This is a genomic window from uncultured Finegoldia sp., from assembly GCF_947252345.1.
Taxonomy (GTDB): Bacteria; Bacillota; Clostridia; order Tissierellales; family Peptoniphilaceae; genus Finegoldia.
In genome coordinates this window covers 1-3,998 of sequence record NZ_CAMXVC010000053.1, presented here as the reverse complement: position 1 = coordinate 3,998, position 3,998 = coordinate 1, and the positions used below count along the sequence as shown (strand labels likewise).

Below are 3,998 nucleotides of genomic sequence, written 5' to 3'. Positions count from 1 at the left end.
GGTTTGGCAAGTTTGGTACGCTTGGTGTTGTTGTTCCTGGTTTTGTTGTTCCTGGTTTTGTTGTTCCTGGTTTTGTTCCTTCACCTGGTTTTGTGCCTTCGCCTGGTTTTGTTCCTTCACCTGGTTTTGTTCCTTCGCCCGGTTTTGTTTCTTCACCTGGTTTTGTTCCTTCACCCGGTTTTGTGCCTTCACCCGGTTTTGTTCCTTCTGGTTTTTTAGAATCATCTTTCTTTATTGTTATTTTTGCTGTTACTTTGAAATCGCTAATATTTTCAATTTTTTTGTCAGATTCTAATACACCTTCAATAATATAATCTCCTTCTTTTTGTTCGTATGCTGGTGTAGATTTTGTCCATTTAATTCCAATTTCATTTTCTACTTCTTGAACAACTGGTTTGTCAACAGAAGGTGCGTACATATCTAATCTTTTATCTGTTTCATTGATTATTCTTCCCACAAAATATTTTTCTTCTATGGATTTTCCATAATCAAATGTCTTTTCAGTTACATTTCCTTCTTTGTTCAAGCTATATTCTAACTTTAATTTATCGTCTTTTATCGTTACTTTTATTGTTTCGTTGATTATTTTTCCACTAACTGAAGGTTTTAATGTGTAAGTGCTTGCATTTTCTAGTCCCGAAAACTCAGCTATGCCATCTTTTGTATTGGCTGAAAGCTCTTGGTTCCATATTAGTGATGGTTTAAGTTTTACTACTGTTCCGTCAACAACTGGTTTATTGCTATTATCCAATATCTTGAATTTTAATTTTTTATCCTTATATCCTAGATTGCTTGTTTCTTTTTTATTGGCAACTTCCTTTTTAACCAATACACTCGTTTTTTTCGGCAATTCTTTTATTACATCTTCATATTTAGGAGCGTCTTTTAATTTATACTCTTTTGTTAGAAGCAATTTTACTCTAGTATTTCCCCATGGTTGTTGAACTATTGTGTATTTTGCATCATCCTGTTCTTTTTGTGGAACTTGTTGCTCTTTTTCATTATTTTCTTGGTTATCATTGCCAAATACAACAATATTTGGATTTAACTTTTTAAACTCTGATTGTGGAATTTTATTGTTAGTTAATGTAATTTTTTCTAATTTTTTCAATTTAGTTAAAGGTGTCAAATCGCTTATATTATGGCTTGAAAAACTCAATTCTTTTAATTCTACCATATTTTCTATTGGTCTTAATGAATCGATTTTTGGTGTTTCTTTATCCGTAACATAATTATATCTAAATTGATTGCTAATATCTAAGAATCTTAGATTAGTCAAATCTTTTAACGCTTCAATATTGTCAATATTGTTGTATGCAACGCTCAAATATCTTAATTCTTTTAACGATTTTAAAGGACTCAAATCTGAAACGTTAGTTGAATTAGCGTGTAGCGACCTTAGTTTAGTTTTATCTTCGAAATTAGCCAAACTTCCCAATGAAGTTCCGTGTACATCAGCTTGTTCAAGATTTTTCAAGTTCTTTAAGAAATCAAAATTTTTAACTTCATGGTTATTTCTTATATCTAAGTATCTGATTTTTGTTAAGTCTTTTAATGGGCTCAGATCTTTAATAGGTTGATTTACCAACGAAACCCACTCTAAGTTAGTTGCGTATTCTAGTCCCTTAATTGATTTGATTTGTACCTTTATTTCACTAGTATTATGGCAAGTGCATTCTTCAGGAGAAAGATAAATAAGATGTTTCATCATTTCCGCTGTAACGGCTTGTGTAGCATCTCCTTTTCTATTGTAAAGTGCATTTATTGTTTTTCTTACATTTGCATCTTCTACGACATTTTCTCCTTTAAACAATTTTTCTTCATTGTTTTTGATATACTCATTGTCAATATCTAATGAATGTTCTGGCATAACTGCGCTCCAGTCATTATAAGATTCATCTTTTTTCTTTTCTTGTTTTATGGTCACTTTTGCGGTTACCTTGAAGTCATTGATATTTCCAATTTTTTTGTCAGATTTTAAAGTTCCTTCAAAGACGTAAGTTCCTTCTTTTTGTTCGTATGCTGGTGTGGAATTGTTCCATTCAATATTAAGATTTTCAGTAATTTCCTTAGATTTGTTTGCATCTTCTTTGACTTCGTATGGTTCTAATCTCTTAGCTGAAGGGTCAATTATCCTTCCAACAAAATATTTGCTGTCAATTTTATCTCCATAATCAAAGTTTTTTTCTGTAATATTACCAGCATTATTTAATGAATAACTTTCTTTTAATTTGCCTTCTTTTACAGTAAATTGTAGCTTTTCATTGATTTCTTTTGCAGCTGGTTTTAAAGTGTATGTTGTTCCATCAACTAATTTTTTAAATACGGCAATTCCTTTTTCAGTCTTTGCAGTTAAAAATGGGTAAATAGCTTGAAAAGCTGTCGTTAATTTTACTTCAGTTCCGTCAACAACTGGCTTATTTTTGTCATCGAGTATCAACAGTTTCAATTCCCCATCTTTGAATCCAAGATTTTCTAGCGAGTTATCTTCTTTTGAATTTGATTGGATTTTCGCTTTTATTGTTTTTGGTAAGGCGTTCTTTAATTCCTCCAATTTTGGCGCATCTTTGTGTTCATAACTTTTTTCAAAAATTTGTTGAGTTGATTCTGGTTTATCATTTAGACTTATGATTTTTAACATTGAATCTTCTGGATTACTTTCTGGTTCTGTAGTTTTTTTAACTTCTTGAGGTTGCTTACCTAATATTTCTATATTTGAATTTAGTTTTTTAAATTCAGAGTCTTTGATTTTATTGTTTGTCAATGTCACTTTTTTTAATTTAGTTAACTTTGTCAATGGTGTGAGGTCTGATACATTGTGACTTGAAAATGCCAACTCGCTAAGTTCTGCTAATCCTTCCAATGGTTTTATTGAATCTATCATTGGTCTTTCAACGCCCGCAATATAATCAAATCTATTTTGATTGCTTATATCTAAGAATCTTAGATTAGTCAAATCTTTTAGCGCTTCAATATTGTCAATTTTGTTGAATGCCAAGTTCAAATATCTAAGTTCTTTTAAGTCTTTGAGAGGTTTCAAATCCGAAATTTTACAAGATTGCAAATTTAAACTCCTCAATTTAGACTTTCCAACAAAATTAGATAAGTCTGCGTGATATACCCCGTGCATATCGACTTGTTCCAAGTTATTTAATTTTTTTAGAAAATCAAAATCTTTTACTTTCTCATTGTTTCTTATATCGAGAAGTCTGATTTTAGTTAAGTCTTTTAATGGACTCAAATCTTCGATTGGTTGATTTACCAACGATGCCCATTCCAAGTTTGTCGCATACTCTATTCCCTTTAATGATTTTACTTGAAAATTCTTTTCACCAGGATTGTGTGCTACACATTTTTCTGGAGAAAGTTCAATTATATGCTTCACCATTTCTGCTGTAACATCTAAACTTTTTAAATCTCCCTTTCTCTTGTACATATAATTGATAGCTTCCCTTAAATTAGGGTCTTCAACTACATTTTTGCCATTAAATAATTCATCATTGTGAGAATCAATATAAGATTGGTCAACATTTAATAGTTTAGTTGGTAGCTTTGCATTCCAATCGTTATATCCTTCTTCTGCTGCTATTGCCATTACAGATGTATTAAAAACCATCAGAAAAGCAATAATAATAGATAAAATTTTTCTCATATTTTCTCCTTCATTTTTTATTATAAACCACTAAATTTTTACTTCTCGTGGGTTTATTAATGCGATTCAATATTTTCTATAAATATATAATTAATATAATCAAAAATATTCCTGAATATTATACCATTCCTGTTTATCATCTCGATGAAATTATATATTGTGATTTTTTATAAATCCGTGCAAAAAATGAGTTTTTGTTTTTTTTATTATGATATGCGTCGTTAAGATGATTGATTTTTAGTCATTGTTCTTTGTTATTAATTTATTTATTTTTTCAATAAATGAATTTTTTCCCACAAAAACCTGCTAACAAAAGTCAAGCATAACCTGAAATTAATTTCAGGTT

At 30.1% G+C, this 3,998-nt stretch carries 1 protein-coding gene; it reads right to left on the bottom strand.

Going from position 1 to position 3,998, the window contains the following annotated elements:
- On the bottom strand, positions 1 to 3,652 hold a 3,652-nt coding region (locus Q0X02_RS07765), incomplete at its 3' end, for a leucine-rich repeat domain-containing protein (protein WP_297814002.1).
- Between the last annotated feature and the right edge of the window lie 346 nt (positions 3,653 to 3,998).